8 protein-coding genes and 1 pseudogene are annotated in these 12,075 nt (G+C 61.7%); 7 read left to right on the forward strand and 2 right to left on the reverse strand.

The genetic code is table 11. The features are described from left to right. Positions 1 to 110: 110 nt before the first annotated feature. Positions 111 to 1,187: an MFS transporter gene (locus tag F6X37_RS34095; RefSeq protein WP_262420129.1), complete on the forward strand. Its 1,077-nt coding sequence runs from the start codon at positions 111 to 113 to the stop codon at positions 1,185 to 1,187. Between the two features lie 37 nt (positions 1,188 to 1,224). Here F6X37_RS34095 and F6X37_RS38115 read toward each other — a convergent pair whose 3' ends face one another. Beyond that, a complete protein-coding gene (locus F6X37_RS38115) occupies positions 1,225 to 1,395 on the reverse strand; it encodes a hypothetical protein (RefSeq protein WP_184068939.1) in 171 nt (56 codons plus the stop codon). A 214-nt stretch (positions 1,396 to 1,609) separates the two neighbouring features. Between F6X37_RS38115 and F6X37_RS34105 the strand changes: the two genes are divergently transcribed. From F6X37_RS34105 to F6X37_RS34130, 6 genes and pseudogenes are all read left to right on the forward strand, one after another. After that, positions 1,610 to 2,992 (forward strand): MFS transporter, encoded by a 1,383-nt coding sequence (locus F6X37_RS34105; protein ID WP_187614405.1) that lies wholly within the window; start codon positions 1,610 to 1,612, stop codon positions 2,990 to 2,992. A gap of 114 nt (positions 2,993 to 3,106) precedes the next feature. Beyond that, on the forward strand, positions 3,107 to 4,018 hold the full coding sequence (locus F6X37_RS34110) for a LysR family transcriptional regulator (protein ID WP_187614407.1): 912 nt from the start codon (positions 3,107 to 3,109) through the stop codon (positions 4,016 to 4,018). A 170-nt stretch (positions 4,019 to 4,188) separates the two neighbouring features. Then, on the forward strand, positions 4,189 to 5,688 hold the full coding sequence (locus F6X37_RS34115; protein WP_187614409.1) for an aldehyde dehydrogenase family protein: 1,500 nt from the start codon (positions 4,189 to 4,191) through the stop codon (positions 5,686 to 5,688). A 159-nt stretch (positions 5,689 to 5,847) separates the two neighbouring features. Then, complete coding sequence (locus tag F6X37_RS34120; protein WP_187614410.1) at positions 5,848 to 7,020, forward strand: NAD(P)/FAD-dependent oxidoreductase; 1,173 nt, start codon at positions 5,848 to 5,850, stop codon at positions 7,018 to 7,020. Continuing rightward, positions 7,020 to 7,460, forward strand: a pseudogene (locus tag F6X37_RS34125) (aminotransferase class I/II-fold pyridoxal phosphate-dependent enzyme); the annotation flags it as partial. The gene F6X37_RS34120 and the pseudogene F6X37_RS34125, both read left to right, overlap by 1 nt. Positions 7,461 to 8,086: 626 nt before the next feature. Beyond that, positions 8,087 to 9,190 carry a YjgN family protein gene (locus F6X37_RS34130; protein WP_187614412.1) on the forward strand — a complete coding sequence of 368 codons (1,104 nt, stop codon included), beginning with the start codon at positions 8,087 to 8,089 and terminating at the stop codon, positions 9,188 to 9,190. 331 nt (positions 9,191 to 9,521) lie between these two features. Here the strand turns inward: F6X37_RS34130 and rpoD are convergent, their stop codons facing one another. Then, entirely contained in the window at positions 9,522 to 11,516 is a 1,995-nt protein-coding gene (rpoD, locus tag F6X37_RS34135; protein WP_187614414.1) for an RNA polymerase sigma factor RpoD, read from the reverse strand. Positions 11,517 to 12,075: the final 559 nt, after the last annotated feature.

Genomic DNA, 12,075 nt, shown 5'->3' on the forward strand with positions numbered 1-12,075 from the left:
CTGGACACCGGTTGGTGCCGTGACGCTTAACCCCGAACGCGACTCAGTCGTCGAGATGGCGTCGATCAGCGCAAATAAACAGCCTCTGGCTGCATGAGTGAGGCGACAACTTGCTTGACGCGCGCCGCGGCATCACCTGGTGGACGATTTTCACCGCGCTTACCGGACTGTGCAATTCGCTCGGCTTGATGCTGGTGGTGCGGGTCGCGTTCGGCATCGGCGAAGCGCTCTTTCCTCCCGCCGCGTTCAAGACACTGTCGGCTTGGTTCCCAAAGCGCGAAGTGGGACGGGCAACCGGGCTGATGATGACCACTAATGCGCTGGGACCCGCATTGGCGCCGCTGTTCGTGGCGGCCGTGATGGCCGCGTGGGGATGGCGCGCGATTTTCACGAGTCTGTTCATACCCGGTGTCGCGATGGCCGTATTCGGCTGGATCTATATCAGAAACAGCCCGAAAGACAGCAAGCACGTTTCGAAGATCGAATTGGAGGAAATCGGTACCAGCGAAAAGTCTTTGTCTGCCTCTGCCGGCAAAGCGGATTTTGCTGGTTTGGTGAAAACGCCGCTGGTCTGGTGGTGCTTCGTCACCTTGTTCGTTTTCAGCATCGCCTCGTGGGGCATCATGAGCTGGTTCCCGACGTATCTGCTGAAAGCGCGCGGCCTTTCGACGGCCAGAATGGGCATTATGGCGTCGGTGCCATTTCTCGTCGGCACGATTGCCTATTGCATCACGGGCTTTCTTTCCGACAAGTTCTTCCGCAATCGTCGCGAATTGCTTGTCGTCCTCGGCTGCGTCGTGGCCGCCATCTTTGCCTATCTGACGGCCCATGCGGAGACCGCGGAAACGGCGGTATTCTTTCAGACGATCGGCTACTTCTTCTCAACCATGGCCGGCTGTTCGCTCTACACCATCCCGAACGTCGCGCTGCCGAACAAGGTCGTCGGGTCGGCAATCGGCTTTGTCAATGCGGCGGGTCAGCTGGCAGGATTTCTTTCCCCGCTGATCGTCGGTTACATCCTGACCAGGACGAATGACGACTTCAATGTCGTATTCCACCTCTTCGTCGGCTGCTTCTTGTTGGCTTCGGTCTCCGCCTGGTTCATCAATACGAGGACGGACCTCAGCGACTCTGTCACACGCAGCGCCGGCGCAGACGTGCCCGTGCAGAACCGGACAGCGGGATAAATGGCGCGACGGGGCTTGAGCCGGCGATAATTCCGGCTCAGTCACCGGCTTTGGGCAACGACTCGATCAGTTCATGGATGCGCATCCTGAACTCGAAATCGAGTTCATCGCGCGCGACCATTTCGACGATCTCGTTCTCGAGGGCTTTGACCTCGCGCTGCGGTTCGGCGCTGCCGCCTTTCGGGTATGCAAATCGCTTCTTTACCATTCCCTTAAGCAAACCGGAACACTCACCTCCAAAAAGCCCAATTCCCAGCCCACGTCACCTGTCGCACTCTTGAAGCCAACGGCCCTGCACGATCCGACAACGGCCGTTCAGCGCTCTGCCCCGAGCCGCCACATCGAACGAAGGCGGTCTCGCAGAACTGTTCCGCGCTCGCGCCTCTCGCCCGCGCGCAGCCTAAAAAGACAGGAGACACAATTTGCCAGCCCCCATCAACTCCGGCGCACGCCTCGACCGCCTGCCGATCACCCGCTTCCACTGGAACATCCTCGGCCTGATCGGCGCGGGTGCTTTCCTCGACGCCTTCGACATCTATCTCGCCAACGGCGCGCTCGCGGCGATGGTCAAAACCGGCTTCACCGATCTCCGCCTCGGCTCGTTCTTCATCTCCGCGACCTTCATGGGCATGATGATCGGCGCGGGGCTGGCAGGCTATCTCGGCGACCGCTTCGGTCGACGCTATTCGTATCAGGCCAATCTCGCGATCTTCGGCATCGCGTCGCTCGCCGCCTGCTTCGCGCCGAACATCTACTGGCTGATTCTGCTGCGCTTCGTCATGGGCATTGGCCTTGGCGCCGAACTCGTGGTCGCGGCCGGCACGCTGTGCGAGTTCGTGCCACCCGCCACACGCGGCCGCTGGACCGCGCTGCTCGCGCTGATCATCAACTCCGGTTTGCTCGGCGCGACCGCAGTCGGCTATTGGGTAATTCCACATCTCGGCTGGCGCTACATGTTCGCGATCGCGGGGGTTGGCGCGATGGTCGTGTGGTTCCTGCGGCATCGGATGCCGGAGTCGCCGCGCTGGCTCGAAACGGTCGGCCGGCTCGAAGAGGCGGAGGCCACCGTCTCGGCAATCGAGCGACAGGTCGAGGCGCGCGTCGGCAAGTTGCCGCCGGTTTCGCGCGTGGTCAGTCACGAGGTGCCGGCCGCGCCGTTCTCGGCGCTGTTCGCGCGCGGCATGATCGGCCGCACGCTGGTCGCCGCGCTGACCTGCATGGCGATCAACATGTCGCTGTACGGTTTCGTCGCGTGGCTGCCGACGTTCTTCGTCAAGGAAGGCCTGACCATCGTGCAGTCGCTTGGCTTCGTGCTGCTGATGTCGTTCGGTGCGCCGGCCGGCGCTGTCGTCGGTTATCTCGTGACGGACCGCCTGGGGCGACGCAACGGCATCGTGCTGTTCTCGCTTGCAACGATCGTGCTCGGCTTCGTCTACGTGCAGATGCGCGCGCCAGTGCCGATCGCGGTCGTCGGTTTCGCGCTCGTCACGACGATCTACACGGTCTGCACGCTCGGCCTGTTCGGCTATATCCCCGAGCTGTTTCCGACCGCGCATCGCTTGCGCGGCACCGGCGTGGCCGGCACGTGCGGCCGCGCGGCGTCGATGTCCACACCCTACGTCGCGCTGCTGCTCTACACGGAGTTCGGCGTGACGGGTGTGCTGACGATGGTCGGTGGCGTGCTGTTGTTGCTGAGTATCGCGATTCTCGCGCTGCACATCGAAACGAGTCAGCAGACGCTCGAAGAGATTTCGCCCGATGCCGAGCTGATACCGCAAGCGGAGATGATGCGAGAGTCGGCTTAAGCCGTGCGCGCATCAAGGTGATCTGTCGATTCGGATCTTTCCCCAGCTAAATTTTCACTGCACCCGGTTAAGATGAAAGTTTGCTTTGCGCATGCTTCGCTAGCAGCTTTCATCATGCACTTCGATTTCGTCGATTTACGCCTGCTCCTGCATATCGCCGACACGCGCAACCTCGCGCGTGCGGCGGAGCGTTCGCACCTGTCGGCGCCGGCCGCCAGCAACCGGGTCAAGAATCTCGAGGAGCAGCTCGGCATCAAGCTGCTCTATCGAACCAGCCAGGGCGTGACGCCGACACCCGCGGGCGAAGCCTTCGTGCATCACGCGCGGCTCGTGCTCGAACGCGTCGAGCATCTGGCCGGCGACATGCAGGAGTATGGCGAGGGCATCAAGGGCCACGTGCGCATCTGGGCCAACACGACCGCGATCAGCGAGTTTCTGCCGGCCGTGCTGAGCCGTTTCCTGCGCGATCACCCGGACGTGAACATCGATCTGCGCGAAGTGCTGAGCGGCGAGATCGTCAAGGGCGTCGCCGACAGCGCGACCGATATCGGCATCGTCGCGGGCAATGTGCATGCCGAGCATCTGCAGATGCTGCCATATCGCGACGATCGGCTCGTGCTGGTTACGTCGTGCGAGCATCCGTTCGCGAGACAAGCGTCGGTCGATTTTTCGCAGGTGCTGAACGCGAACTTCGTGAGCCTGCCGACGTCGAGCGCGATTCACGCGTTCATCACGAGTGCCGCCGATGCGCTCGGCGCGCGTCTCAAACTTCGCATCCAGGTCGGCAACTTCGAGGCCGCGTGCCGGATGATCGAGGCGGGTGTCGGAATCGGCATCGTGCCGGAGTCGGTCGCGCTGCGGCACAGAAAGACGATGCAGATCGCGATCGTCGGCCTGAACGATCCGTGGGCCGTGCGCAAGCTGAAGATCTGCGTGCGCAGTCTGAAGGACTTGCCGCCGTTCGCGCGTGTGCTGGTCGACCGGTTGATGGCGGTGCTGGAGGAGAATGGCGGGCCAGATGCTTGACGCGCGGGCGTGACAACCGCCCGAAGTCTGACGAAGTTTCCTTCTGGAAACATCGCCCCCCTTTTGTCAACCGGTATTTCATTCCCGACCATCTTCTTGCCGCCACAACAACCCGCGTGTATAGTTTCCGAACTTACTCTTGTTTCGTATCGGAAATTAAAGGGGTTCACATGGACGCGTCCACTATCCTCGCGGATCTCGGCATTGCCCAAGCCGCGCAAGCCGGCGATATCGCCGTTCATTCGCCGATCACCGGCGAGCTCATCGGCCGTGTGGCCAGCCAGACGGCGGTCGAGGTCGACGCGGCGCTCGCCCGGGCCAAAGACGCGTTTGCCGTGTGGCGTAACGTGCCGGCGCCGCGCCGCGGCGAGCTGGTGCGGCTGCTCGGCAATCGGCTGCGCGAACAGAAGCAGGCGCTCGGCAGCCTCGTCTCGCTGGAGACGGGCAAGATCCTGCAGGAAGGCATGGGCGAAGTGCAGGAAATGATCGACATCTGCGATTTCGCGGTCGGTCTGTCGCGTCAGCTGTACGGTTTGACGATCGCGTCCGAGCGCCCGGGTCATCGGATGGCGGAGTCGTGGCATCCGCTCGGCACCTGCGTCGTGATCTCGGCGTTCAATTTCCCGGTGGCGGTCTGGTCATGGAATGCGGCGCTCGCGCTGGTGTGTGGCAACGCAGTGATCTGGAAGCCGTCGGAAAAGACACCGCTCTCGGCGCTGGCCGTGAACAGGATTCTCGAAGACGCGCTGAAGGAATTCGGCGACGCGCCAGCCGGCCTGGCCGCGTTGATCAACGGCGGACGCGACGTGGGCGAAAAGCTCGTGGCCGATCCGCGCGCGTCGATCGTCAGCGCGACGGGCAGCACGGAAATGGGTCGCAAGGTTGGTGTCGAAGTGGCGAAGCGCTTCGGCCGCTCGCTGCTCGAACTCGGTGGCAACAACGCCGGCATCGTCACGCAGACGGCCGACCATGAACTCGCGATGCGCGGCATCCTGTTCTCGGCGGTCGGTACGGCCGGTCAGCGCTGCACGTCGCTGCGGCGTCTGTTCGTGCACGACAGCGTGTACGAGAAGACCGTCGAGCGTCTGAAGCAGTTGTATAGCCGCGTGCCGATCGGCAATCCGCTCGAAAAGGGCACGCTGATGGGGCCGCTGATCGACCGTCAATCGTTCGACCGCATGCAGGAAGCGCTGCAGCAGGCGAAGGCCGAGGGCGGCAAGGTGTTCGGCGGCGAGCGAGTCGAAGTGAAGGGTTATGAGGGCGGCTACTACGTGCGTCCGGCCATCGTCGAGATGCCGTCGCAAACGTCGGTCGTGCTGAAGGAAACGTTCGCGCCAATTCTGTACGTGCTGCGCTATGCCGATTTCGCCGATGCGGTCGAGGCGAACAACGCAGCGCATCACGGCTTGTCGTCGTGCGTGTTCACGAGCGACCTGCGCGAAGCGGAGCGCTTCCTGTCCGCGTCGGGCAGCGACTGCGGCATCGCGAACGTCAACATCGGACCGAGCGGCGCGGAGATCGGCGGTGCGTTTGGCGGCGAAAAGGAAACGGGCGGCGGGCGCGAGTCGGGTTCGGATGCATGGAAGGCGTATATGCGTCGCGCGACCAATACCGTGAACTACTCGTCGGCGTTGCCGCTTGCGCAGGGTATCGACTTCAATCTCGACTGAGCGCGCAAGTGTGACGTCGTAAACGTTGGCGGCGCATCGCGTTGATGCCGGTGCGCCGCCGCCGTCGCCGTCCGGCGCGCCACGGCCGCGCGTTCCAGATAGCAATCCGTTTGCGCCGCCCGGCGTTCCGGAGCGGCCACGTTACTCGTGGAGTAAGACGTGAGTTCGAAAGTCGTGATCGTCGGCGGTGGGGTGATCGGCAGTTCGATTGCGTATTTCTTGCGGCTGTCCGATCCGACAGTCGGCGTCACGGTAATCGAGCGCGACCCGACCTATGCGCGTTCGTCGTCGGCCTTGTCGGCGGCGTCGATCCGGCAGCAGTTTTCTACGCCGCTTTCCATTCAGATGTCGCTGTTCGGCATCGAGTTTCTTCGCTCGATCGGCGAGCGGCTCGAAGTCGACGGCACCCGGCCCTCGATCGATCTGCACGAAGGCGGCTACCTGTTTCTCGCGACACCTGCCGGTGAAGCGACGCTGCGCGAGAATCACGCGCTGCAAAAAAGCCTCGGCGCAGATATCAGCCTGCTCGACACGCATGGCTTGCAAACGCGCTTCCCTTGGCTCAATACCGACGACCTCGTTGCCGGCGCTTATGGCGAAAGCGGCGAGGGCTGGTTCGACGGCTACGGTTTAGTACAGGCGCTGCGCAAGAAAGCGCAGGCGCTCGGCGCGCGCTATGTCGCGGCAGACGTCACCGCGCTGCATCGCGAGGGCAATCGCGTCACGCAGGTACAAACCGCGGACGGTGAGACCTATGCTTGCGACGTCGTCGTCAACGCGGCCGGCGCATGGTCGCGTAAGGTCGCACAGATGGTCGGCATCGATCTGCCCGTCTATGCGCGGCGGCGCAGTATCTTCAACGTCACGTCGCCGGCAAAGCTTGAACGCTGTCCGCTGCTGATCGATCCGAGCGGCGTGTACTTCCGGCCTGAAGGCAATTCGTATATCTGCGGCACGTCGCCGTCGGCCGATAACGATCCCGACGATCTACCGCTCGATGAAGTCGATCACGTGCTTTTCGACGACGTGATCTGGCCGACGCTCGCCAATCGCGTGCCGCAATTCGAGGCGCTGCGCGTGCAGAACTGCTGGTCCGGCTATTACGAATACAACGTGCTCGATCAGAACGCGATCATTGGCCATCACCCGGATATCGATAACTGCATTTTCGCGAACGGCTTCAGCGGCCACGGTTTGCAGCAAGGGCCGGCAACCGGACGCGGCATCAGCGAATTGATTCTGCATGACCGCTATGCGACGCTCGATCTCAGTTCACTAAGCTTTACGCGCGTGCTCGAAAACCGGCCGATCATCGAAAAGAACGTGGTGTAGCGCCTTATATCGCTCGATGCGTGGTCGCCAACCAGACCGTCGATCTATGCAGCGCGCCCTGGACCTAGGCGATTGCCGCCGAGTACCTCGCGAGCGGCAGGTTGGAGCGGCATCTGCCGCGCATTGTCGATGCGTATTCCGTCAAATGCCGCGCGCTATGCGATGCGCTCGACACGCATCTCGCGCGGCACATCGCATTTCATCGTCCGGCCGGCGGCATGTTCGTGTGGGCGCGTCTGAACGGGGCACGCGATGCGTCCGACTATCTGCGCGTGTGCATCGAACAGAACGTGATGTTCGTGCCGGGTGTCGCGTTTTACAAGGACGCGGCCGATAGAGCTGCGCTGCGCCTGTCGTTTGCCGCGCCGGGTATGGAGGAGATTGAAACCGGCGTGCACCGAATGAACCGCGCGCTCGAGCAGTACTTCGACGAGCAATAAAATCCTGATTGCATCAACACAATCAGTGGAATGCGGCAAATTACCCGGCGAGCATCTAATGTGCAGCCGGGTTTTTTTATCCAAATGCCAAAAATTGTGGCGAGTTAACAGAATTCACCGCATTCCTGATTAATCGCGAATCGCGTTGAGTTCGAATACGCAATCGTTTTCGTCCGCGCGTGCCTTCTATGAGACCGACCGTGGCAAGCCGCAGATGAAACCGCCCGGGATTGCCACGTCGAACGGCGCGTACGCGCGAGTGGACCCTCCAATGATTGCCCCCAATGAAATCGTTATTGCACGCCTTAATTTCAAGATTATGCAATTCGAATAAATTCGGGCGCTGCCAAATCTTGTAATGGAGGTGGTCGATTTATATGCGGAAATGCCATTTATAAAGACAAGAAACCGTGTAATTATCGTGCTTGCCGGCCGGCTTCCGTTTTGCGTGATTCCCGGAATGTCTGAAAGACAGGTTTTACACGGGTTCGCGCCACACGAGTCGGCTTTCGCACGGGAAAGCATCGTCGCCCGTCGCGTTCGCCCATGCATGCCGCATATGAGTGCCGCACGAGAATGCGTGAGTGGGCCACAAAAACGTTAAATGAGGAAAAGGGGGCAACGCAATGAATTCACTCGACGAGAAGCGGCCGCTGCTGATCTACGACGGCACGCTCGGCGACCTCTACGGCATCTTTTTCAGAAACCTTGTGCTGCAAATCGTGACGCTCGGTATTTACCGCTTCTGGGCGACCACGAACAACCGCCGATATGTCTGGTCGCGCATGCGGTTTCAGGACGAGCGCTTCGAGTACATGGGCACCGGGGGCGAGCTATTCAAGGGCTTTCTGTTCGCAATCGTGGTCGTGTTCAGCGCGGTGTTCGCGGCTGGCGCGCTAAGCGTGGTCTTGCGCATGCTGACGAAAAGCGCGGCACTCGGTTGGCTGCCTGTCATCGCGTTGTATCTGCTGATCGTCGTGCTCGCGGCGGGTGCCTTTTTCGGCGCGCAGCGCTATCGGCTGAGCCGGACGCAGTGGTGCGGTATTCGCGGCGGCATGACCGGCTCGGCGCTCGGCTTCGGCGTGCGCGCGTTGCTGTACGCGCTGTTGTGCGTTGTCACGCTTGGCCAGATGACGCCGTGGACATCGATGCGTCTAATGGAGTGCCGCATCAACGCGAGCAGCTTCGGTAGCCTTGCGTTTCGCTTCAACGGGCGCGCGTGGGTCGTCTACGGTCTGTTCCTCGTTACGTTCGTCGGCGTGGTCGTGCTGTTCGCGGTGCTGTTCATGGTGTTTCTGAAGGGCGCTCTCGCATCGATGCATGTCGGCCAGGTGCCGGGGGCGAGTATGGCGCCGTCGCGGGCCGCGCTCGGATCGCTGTTTTTGTTTTATGCGCTGTTCTCCATCGGCACGATGCTGATCCGCGGCTTCTATGTCGCCGCGCTGACGCGCCACGTGATGGCCAACACGTCGCTCGGATCGCAATTGCATTTCGGCAGTAACGTCAGCGTGGCGCGTCTGCTCAGTTTGCAGTGCGGCAACCTTGCGATCATCGTGTTCACGCTCGGCCTTGGGGCGCCAATCGTGCTGCATCGGCTGATGCGCTTTGCCGTCGACACGCTGCAGGTTTCCGGCTACCTGGATCCGCATATGCTGGGGCAAAGCACCGTGGCGGCGCCGCTGACTGGCGAGGGCATGCTGAATCTGCTCGATCATGGTGGCGCCTTCTGAGATTGGACTCGCGTTGAGAGCGCGGCAATGGGCGGAGGGCGCACGATGTGCGACAAGTAATGGGACACGCGACTCATCTCAGGCGCGAGCGCGAAACGCAGTACGCTCAATGAGTTAGCGCAGTCATGCGCAGGTTGTCCACAAGCTTGTTCCCAAAATCTGTGGACAACAGGGCGGGAAGCGAAGCGGAAAATTCGCGCCTGAAGAATTGTGGAAAGGTACAGCACAAAAGCAAACAGCGGGACTCACCGTCGACCGGTTCATCCCGCTGCTTGTGTATGACGATGTGGGCGGCTTGCCGTGCAGCGAGCACGGCAAGCGTGGCAAACGCTTATCGGTCGAGGAACGACTTCAGACGGTCCGCGCGGCTCGGATGCATGAGCTTGCGCATCGCCTTGCTCTCGATCTGGCGGATCCGCTCGCGGGTCACGTCGAACTGCTTGCCCACTTCTTCAAGCGTGTGATCCGACTTCGTGTTGATGCCGTAGCGCATGCGCAGCACCTTCGCTTCGCGCGGGGACAGCGAGTCGAGCGCGTCGTCGATCGCGGCACGCAGGTCGGCCTGCATCGCGGCATCCGCCGGCGACGATACGCCAGCGTCTTCGATCATGTCGCCCAGCGTCGCATCGCCGTCGTCGCCGACCGGCGTTTCGAGCGATACGGGTTGCTTCGCGATCTTCAGAATCCCGCGCACCTTCTCTTCCGACAGTTCCATGCGTTCCGCGAGCACCGCAGGATGCGCTTCCTGGCCGGTCTGCTGCAGGATCTCGCGCGAAATGCGGTTCAGCTTGTTGATCGTTTCGATCATGTGCACCGGCACGCGGATCGTGCGCGCCTGATCGGCGAGCGAACGAGTGACGGCCTGACGGACCCACCAGGTCGCGTACGTCGAAAACTTCCAGCCACGACGGTATTCGAACTTGTCCACGGCCTTCATCAGACCGATGTTGCCTTCCTGGATCAGGTCGAGGAACAGCATGCCGCGGTTCACGTACTTCTTCGCGATCGAGATCACGAGACGCAGGTTCGCCTCGATCATCTCGCTCTTGGCCTTGCGCATCTTCGATTCGGCCGCGACCATCTGGCGGTTGATTTCTTTCAGATGCTTGAGCGGCAGCGACACCGTCGCTTCGATGTCGATCAGCTTCTGCTGTTCGGACTGGATGGCCGGCAGGTGACGCTCGAGCGCCGCACCATAGGTCGACGCGCCGGTGCGCGCGGCACGCTCGGTCCAGCCGAGGTCGGCTTCGCTACCCGCGAACGTTTCGATGAACTTCTCGCGCGGCATGCCGGCCTTCGAGACGACGATCTGCAAAATGTTGCGCTCGATCGCGCGCACTTGCGCGACCTGGCGCTGCACGTCGCCGCACAGACGGTCGATCGTGCGTGCGGTGAAGCGGATCTTCGCGAGGTGCTGCTGAATGTCTTCGCGTGCGCGCAGATAGGCCTTCGACGTGACGTCGCCGCGCGCGTGCGACGCGTTCATCTGGTCGTACAGAATGCCGACCTGGGCGAAGATTTCGAGGCAGTCGCTCGTGAGCTGCTTCAGGCGAGCTTCGTCCGCCGCCGACGAATCTTCCGGACCGACGTCGTCGTCTTCTTCGTCTTCGCTGTCTTCGCCGGCGTCGCTGTCTTCATCGGCATCCGTGTCGGCGCTCGCGACTTCTTCCGCGGCGGCCGTCTCTTCATTCAGGCCGTCGACGAGTTCGTCGATGCGCAGCTCGCCGTCGACAACCTGCTGCGCGCTCGCGAGGATCGCGGAGATCGCGAGCGGGCACGCGGCGATCGCCTGCACCATTTCGTGCAGGCCGTCTTCGATGCGCTTCGCAATCGCGATTTCGCCTGCGCGGGTGAGCAGCTCGGTCGCGCCCATTTCGCGCATGTACATACGCACGGGGTCGGTGGTGCGGCCGAACTCGGAGTCGACGGTCGACAGCGCGACTTCGGTTTCCTCGTCCGCCTGGTCGTCCGACACCACGGCGGGGGAATTCGAGTTGAGCAGCAGCGTTTCCGCGTCCGGGGCCTGCTCGTAGACCTGCACGCCCATGTCGCTGAACGCGCTGACGATGCTGTCGATCGCGGCGGTTGCGGTGAAGTTGTCGGGCAGGTGGTCGTTGATCTGCGCGTGGGTCAGGTAGCCTTGTTCTTTACCCAGCTGGATCAGTGCGCGCATCAGGCGCTGGCGTTCTTCGGCTTGTTGCGGCAGCAGCTCGGCTGCCACCGGAATCGCTTTGCCGGCGCCCTTGCCTTTGGCCGAACGGCCGGACGGAACTTTGGCAGTGAAGGCGGTGTCGTGTTGCGAATCTTCGCGATCAAAAGGGTTCACGTAATTTCCTCTAGAGGCTTCGCTATGAGACGCAAGACGCTACCGTCAGGCGTTTCGAGCAGGGCTCAGCATCACCTGATGTGACTCAACGCGGTTGTTGGGCTGTGCTCTGGGGAGCAAAAAAGATGAGCCCGCTCGAAGCGGGCCGATGGACATGCGAAATTTTGCGCGGCTCGCATTATATACGAGCTTGGGGGTTCGCGCTCATGGGTGCACATCAAATCATCGTCGCTGTTGTCGCAGGCATTGCGTGAGGCTACGCAGGTGCATAGTCCGTGGCCATGCGCGCGACCTAACCTAGATAGGGGCGAGTTGCTCCTTGCGCAAGGGGGCTCCATGTCGTTTTCCTGTATATGGGGTCGTATCCTCGCATGCTGTCCCCAAATGCTGTCCCCAAAAGAAATTCGCAGAAGGGTATTGACGTGTTGTTGGCCGCTCTCCATAATCTCGCTTCTCTGCTGCAGACGCAGCGACGCAAACGAAGCAGTGCCGGGTAGTGGTGGTTCAGGCGCGGCGGGTTTGGCGGACCGATCTTTAAAAACTAACAGTCGATAAGTGT

The organism is Paraburkholderia sp. 31.1 (genome assembly GCF_014397645.1).
GTDB classification, from domain to species: Bacteria; Pseudomonadota; Gammaproteobacteria; order Burkholderiales; family Burkholderiaceae; genus Paraburkholderia; species Paraburkholderia tuberum.

Excerpts from the sequence above, each read along its gene's own strand:
- F6X37_RS38115 (WP_184068939.1), bottom strand. The coding sequence starts at position 1,395 with ATGGTAAAGAAGCGATTTGCATACCCGAAAGGCGGCAGCGCCGAACCG.
- F6X37_RS34110 (WP_187614407.1), top strand. The coding sequence starts at position 3,107 with ATGCACTTCGATTTCGTCGATTTACGCCTGCTCCTGCATATCGCCGAC.
- F6X37_RS34115 (WP_187614409.1), top strand. The coding sequence starts at position 4,189 with ATGGACGCGTCCACTATCCTCGCGGATCTCGGCATTGCCCAAGCCGCG.
- F6X37_RS34130 (WP_187614412.1), top strand. The coding sequence starts at position 8,087 with ATGAATTCACTCGACGAGAAGCGGCCGCTGCTGATCTACGACGGCACG.